Raw genomic sequence first — 4,847 nt, forward strand, 5'->3', positions numbered from 1 at the left:
GATTGTCAAATACTTGCTATCTAAAGATTATCAGGTATTCACCAATCCCAAAGTATATAATATTGTTTATATAGAGGGTATAAATGGAGACTGGAGTCTCAATCGTGATACGCCCAATCAATTTAATGATCGGCGGATTGTCATTGAAGTAATAAATGGTGTTCCCAAAATCGTAGATCACTGGGAAGCTACTACAGAACCAGGGAGGCATTACACTTATAATCCGATGAATCCCAAAGGAGCAGCTAGGATTCAGTTTGGACAATACAAAGCTTGGGCTGTTGGTATTCATGGTACAGCAGAGCCTCATGAAGCATTAGTGCAAGTTGGAGATATAACTGTTTGTAGAGATTTCAACAAAGACTTTAAACGGACTGGCGACAAGCCTGATACAGGCGATAATTTTTATGTGAATCAACACTACGGCTTTGATTTTCCTCAGAATGATATTCGCCTTGCTAGTGCGGGGTGTTTAGTGGGACGTAGCCGTGAGGGACATAGAGAGTTTATGGGGATTATTAAACAAGACCGCCGTTATGTCGCTAATCGCAAATATGTTTTCTACACTACCGTGATTCCTGGGGATGATTTATTTAAAACGTTTCCAGGATGAAGTCATGAGTAGGGGTTATTTGAATATAACAACTGATTTTTAGGGGTTAACCATCTTAATACATCAGATGTCGGGATAAGCGTAGTTAATCGACATGCAGCAGCAGCATCTGCGTGTCTTAGCATCCAGTCCGAGATTAGCGATCGCGCTCCAGCAAGTACAATTGAGGTACAACCCTAGTTGTACCTCCAGAGGCTGACAAGATGAAACGGACACTTTATATTCCTGATGAGTTGTGGACGCAACTTGACGAATACTTAAAAGACCACCCAGAGCAAAACCCATCAAGTGTTGTACAGGCAGCACTGGTGGAAAAGTTACGCCCCAAGAATGGTTCGAGGCTACTATCCCTGGCAGGAATCGTGGAAAATGCTCCTACATACGCTTCCGTGAATGAAGATTATTTAATACAAGGATGAAGCGTCTCGTTTTGGATGCAGGCCCCCTGATTGCCCTGGTTTCTGTCCAAGATGATTACCATCAGGAATGCAAGGCGGGTTTTAGGAAGTTACCAGCGTTGTTTGGTGAGGTTCTTACTCCTCTACCAGTGCTGTTTGAAGTTTACAAATTTGTGCTGCGAGAACAATCGAGCCGTGCTGCAATGACTGCATTAGCTGTGATTAGTGAGAACACAGTGATTGTACCAGTGAGCATGGAAATGTTTCAGGAGATTTACAGCATGGTTCGCCAGATACCAGACTGGCACGGAAGTTTAGAGGATGCCTCTGTTGTAGCGGTAGCTCAACTTTATGATGCTAGTGTTTGGACATTAGATTACAGAGATTTGAGTTGGTTCAAGAATCTGGAATTGTGGTCGCCGTGATCTGACGTGAAAGCAAGTAGTATTTTTAACCTAACAACGAAAGTTGTTAATACTAAGCCCCACTTGGGAGCGATGCGATGCAAGTTAGATCGGACTTTAATTCTCAGTTACAAAGCTAGATTCTCAATAAAAACAGTTATTTGGCTGCGATCGCAGTATTAAATTGGTGATTTAGTACCCGAATTACATCACTATCCGCCTCACCCCACCCCAGTTTTGTCTAAAGCCAAAACTTCCCCTCCCGAAGAGCGGGGAGGGGATTGAGGGGTGGGGTAAAATGACTGTGGAATGAGATTTCTGACTTAAGTTGACACCAATGGTCTGTATAGCCGCACCTGTGTCAGGGCTAGTAATAAATTAGACTTTTCAAACAACCTTTTAAGTTTGTTCTTGTGGTTGTCCTATCTGTTCGGTCAGCTTCTGTTGATCTTGCCTGCGTTTTTTGGCGTAAAGTTGAATAGTTACTGCCATCAAAATAATCATGGCGAAAATAGCCCAGGCGGCGATATCTGTAGGTAGATTATTCTTAAACACAGCCAGCAACACAATTGCGACTAACATAACTGTAGGTGCTTCATTTAAAGCACGTAATTGCTGACTACTCCAGCCACATTCATCTACTGCTAACTTCTTCATCAGCCGAGCGCAGTAATGATGATAGCCAATTAGAATGGCAACAAACAGCAGTTTGATATGCAACCAACCCTCTTTTAAAATATCCGGTTCAGTACTTACTAAACCGATAGCCATTGCGATCGTCACAAACATTCCTGGGTTAGTGATGATATGATAGAGGCGCTTTTCCATAATTTGATACTGATTTTTCAGTATCGTTCGTGCTGGTTCAGGTTCAAGGTTCGCTTCAACGTGATAGATAAAAAGCCGTACTAAATAGAACAAACCAGCGAACCAAACTACAAATCCGACAATATGAAAGGCTTTAAACCATGAATAAGCCATGAATTCTCATCTCCTTTACTTATGATTGTGAAGCATTTTCAATGGTAATAAAAAGTTCACAAATGCAGGCGGGGATAACATTTATCAATCTAGCAAAAATCCCGAATTAATTCTTGAACACAGATAAATATCTATAATTTATCTATGTTATTTGTGGGTTCATTTTTATAATATCGATTTTTGCCAAAGGTGTATTGTCAATGACCATCTTTACGACGCACAAAGGGTAAAAGGTCTTCTAAAATTGCCTCGTGGTAGTGTTCTTGAGGATAATGTCCAACGTTATTAAGTTTGATTAATTCGGTGTTTGGTACGGAATTGGCAAAATTTTGGGCAATGTCTACAGGTAGCCAAGGGTCAATCATACCCCATTGAATCAGAATTGGTTGTTGCCATTCTTTAAAGCCAGATTGTATTTCTGTCATTGCTGAATCAAGCTGTAAATTGCGAATACTTGCTAAGAGACTTCGACCAGATGCAGAAGTTTTCAAAAATGGTTTTCGGTAAATATCTAAATCTTTATCTCCTATGCGATAACGGCTACCACCTTCTAGCGTCCGGTCAACTAGTAGGGGATCTTGGGTCATGACTTCACCTACCAAAGGTAAACCCATTTGTTTAATTTTCCAGGGTAATTTAGCAGCAGATGAAACTGGTGTATTTAAGATAACTAAATTGGCAATTTGTTCTGGATGACGCAAAGCATATTGTAGTCCTACAGAGCCTAAAAAGCCTTGGACAACTAAGGAAAAATGTTCAAGCTCTAGGGTTTTAATAAATCCTTCTAAAGCTGTGATAAAAGCATCAGGAGTGTAAGCAAAATCTCGTTTTTCTGGTTTTGCAGAAAAGCCATAACCAATCCAATCGGGAGCGATCGCTCTTGTACCCTGATTCGCTAAAGCAGGTATAATATGCCGCCAACTGTAACTTTGTGAAACTAAACCGTGTAGCAACAACACAGGCGCTAAGTCAGTTCTGCCGATTGGTAAAGATTCGCGATAAAACCATTCCAGTGAATCTACATTGATTTTATGTTCTGTTATTGACACGCTATTTTCCTATATTGGGCATCCCTTCTCTGGGAGACGCACTCGCGTTCGACAACTCTTGGAGACGCACTCGCGTTCGCTCAGGGCAAGTGGGCACTAGTTATTTCCCCCCTGCTCCCTCATCTCCCTCATCTCCCTCATCTCCCTCATCTCCCTCATCTCCCTCATCTCCCTCATCTCCCTCATCTCCCTCATCTCCCTCATCCCCTCTACTCCCTGAGCAATAATCATCTCACGAATCGCATAAGCTGTGGCAGGTGCTAGTAAAACGCCGTTGCGATAGTGTCCGGTAGCCAGGAGGATGTTACTAAACCCTGACAACTTACCAATAACTGGGGCTGGTCGTCCTTCAGGACGGGGACGTAACCCCGACCAAGTGCGGAGAATAGTTGCTGTGGCTAACTCTGGGCAAAATGCGATCGCTTGTTCTCTAACAGATTCCAGCAGTTCTTGATTTGGCGATATCTCGTTTCCATTATTGGGAAATTCCACTGTTGCGCCTACCCAATAATCTGTGCCGTCCACAGGAACAATATGGACATCGTTACCTGCGATCGCTGGCTGGAAGTCGGCATTGCCCAAGGGATGCCCCACACGCATTTGCAATGCTTGCCCCAGCACAGGACGGATATCAACCATCTGATTTAATTTTGCCGTCAGTGGTGTTGAACCTAGCCCTGCTGCGATTACAAACCAATCAGCAGCTATTTTTCCCTCTGTAGTTTCAAGTTGATTGCAAAATTGGAGAGAAGATTCAGGCGTTGAGATTAGGGTATCCAAAATAGCCACACCAAATTTGAAAGTTACACCATTTTGCTGGGCAGCTTCAACCAAAGCTAAGGTGAGGGAAGTTGGATCAATCTGGCGGTCTTGCGGAGAATAGACAGCACCAGTAATTTTTTCGTTATTAATTTGAGGACAGATATTTTGGAGTTTAGCAGTGTCCCAAATTTCTAAATGCCAGCCTTGAGATTGGCGAATTTCTACCAGCTTTTCCCATGCCGAAATTCCCTCTATCGAAAGGGAGGAATCAGACAAAAGCATGAGAATTCCCTGACGATTAAAAGGAATTTTGCGACCTGTTAAAGCTTCTAGTTCAGGAATCAAGGTTTCATAGCGTTGGATGCTAGTTTGTCGCATCTGCCAAGCTTTACCTTTGATTTTTTGGCTGATTACGCCCATTAAAACGCCAAGTGCAGCGCCTGTGCAAGCTTGTGCTGGTAGTTGTTGATCGCAAACCGTGATTTTCAGCCCTTTTACTTGACTCAGTTCATAGGCGATCGCAGCCCCAACTACACCACAACCGATAATAACTACATGACTCATTGCTGTTTTTAAGCAAAGATGGGGGGGATGAGGGAGCAGGGGGGGATGAGGGAGCAGGGGGGGATGAGGAGATCGG

At 43.0% G+C, this 4,847-nt stretch carries 6 protein-coding genes; 3 read left to right on the forward strand and 3 right to left on the reverse strand.

Translation table 11 applies throughout. The annotated features are described in order from the left end of the window. The 3 genes from LC605_RS30910 to LC605_RS30920 all read left to right on the forward strand — a co-directional run. On the forward strand, positions 1-613 hold a 613-nt coding region (locus LC605_RS30910), incomplete at its 5' end, for a peptidoglycan-binding protein (RefSeq protein ID WP_229551228.1). A 203-nt stretch (positions 614-816) separates the two neighbouring features. Beyond that, complete coding sequence (locus tag LC605_RS30915; protein WP_229551229.1) at positions 817-1,032, forward strand: hypothetical protein; 216 nt, start codon at positions 817-819, stop codon at positions 1,030-1,032. After that, the gene (locus tag LC605_RS30920; protein WP_229551230.1) at positions 1,029-1,436 is read left to right on the forward strand and encodes a type II toxin-antitoxin system VapC family toxin; all 408 of its coding nucleotides are present in this window, start codon (positions 1,029-1,031) and stop codon (positions 1,434-1,436) included. The genes LC605_RS30915 and LC605_RS30920 overlap by 4 nt, the downstream gene beginning before the upstream one ends. Positions 1,437-1,814: 378 nt before the next feature. On the opposite strand, the gene hemJ is transcribed toward LC605_RS30920, so the two are convergent. The 3 genes from hemJ to LC605_RS30935 form a co-directional block, all read right to left on the reverse strand. Beyond that, positions 1,815-2,396 (reverse strand): protoporphyrinogen oxidase HemJ, encoded by a 582-nt coding sequence (gene hemJ / locus LC605_RS30925; RefSeq protein WP_229551231.1) that lies wholly within the window; start codon positions 2,394-2,396, stop codon positions 1,815-1,817. A gap of 197 nt (positions 2,397-2,593) precedes the next feature. Beyond that, positions 2,594-3,445 (reverse strand): alpha/beta fold hydrolase, encoded by an 852-nt coding sequence (locus LC605_RS30930; RefSeq protein ID WP_229551232.1) that lies wholly within the window; start codon positions 3,443-3,445, stop codon positions 2,594-2,596. 96 nt (positions 3,446-3,541) lie between these two features. Further along, entirely contained in the window at positions 3,542-4,771 is a 1,230-nt protein-coding gene (locus tag LC605_RS30935) for an FAD-binding oxidoreductase (RefSeq protein ID WP_229551233.1), read from the reverse strand. Positions 4,772-4,847: the final 76 nt, after the last annotated feature.

This window comes from Nostoc sp. CHAB 5836 (assembly GCF_020829445.1).
In the GTDB taxonomy this organism is placed as follows: domain Bacteria; phylum Cyanobacteriota; class Cyanobacteriia; order Cyanobacteriales; family Nostocaceae; genus Nostoc.

Excerpts from the sequence above, each read along its gene's own strand:
- LC605_RS30920 (WP_229551230.1), top strand. The coding sequence starts at position 1,029 with ATGAAGCGTCTCGTTTTGGATGCAGGCCCCCTGATTGCCCTGGTTTCT.
- LC605_RS30915 (WP_229551229.1), top strand. The coding sequence starts at position 817 with ATGAAACGGACACTTTATATTCCTGATGAGTTGTGGACGCAACTTGAC.
- LC605_RS30935 (WP_229551233.1), bottom strand. The coding sequence starts at position 4,771 with ATGAGTCATGTAGTTATTATCGGTTGTGGTGTAGTTGGGGCTGCGATC.
- hemJ (WP_229551231.1), bottom strand. The coding sequence starts at position 2,396 with ATGGCTTATTCATGGTTTAAAGCCTTTCATATTGTCGGATTTGTAGTT.